Below are 563 nucleotides of genomic sequence, written 5' to 3'. Positions count from 1 at the left end.
TCCGGCCACCGCATGGGCACCGCCGAGATCGAAAGCGCGATGGTCGCCCACCCGAAAGTCGCCGAAGCGGCGGTGGTCGGTGTGCCGCACGACATCAAGGGCCAGGGCATTTATGTCTACGTCACCCTGAACGCGGGCGAGGAGACCAGCGAGCAATTGCGCCTGGAACTGAAGAACTGGGTGCGCAAGGAGATCGGCCCGATTGCCTCGCCGGATGTCATCCAGTGGGCACCGGGGCTGCCGAAGACCCGCTCGGGCAAGATCATGCGCCGCATCCTGCGCAAGATTGCTACCGCCGAATACGATGGCCTGGGCGATATCTCCACCCTGGCCGATCCGGGGGTGGTGCAGCATTTGATTGATACGCACAAGACGATGAATGTGGCGTAAGTAGCCTTCAGCGTCCATCGAAGCCCTGCCAGGTGTGAGCCTGGTGGGGCTTTTTGTTGGCTGACTGTTTAGTGTGGCAGTGCTGGCCTCTTCGCGAGCAGGCTCGCTTGTATGGTAGGACTTGAAGGGAGGAGGAGGGACAAGGCTCGATTCTGACTGTTGACGCAGTACAG

At 61.1% G+C, this 563-nt stretch carries 1 protein-coding gene; it reads left to right on the top strand.

The window, feature by feature from the left end; translation table 11 throughout:
- Positions 1 to 390, top strand: a 390-nt coding sequence (locus AC1Q8Q_RS32150; RefSeq protein ID WP_492615968.1) for an AMP-binding enzyme, incomplete at its 5' end; no start/stop codon positions are given.
- Positions 391 to 563: the final 173 nt, after the last annotated feature.

Source organism: Pseudomonas sp. GW823-FHT06B06 (assembly GCF_058795195.1).
Note: the sequence above shows the minus strand (reverse complement) of the source record. Positions and strands in the feature narration are given on the sequence as shown.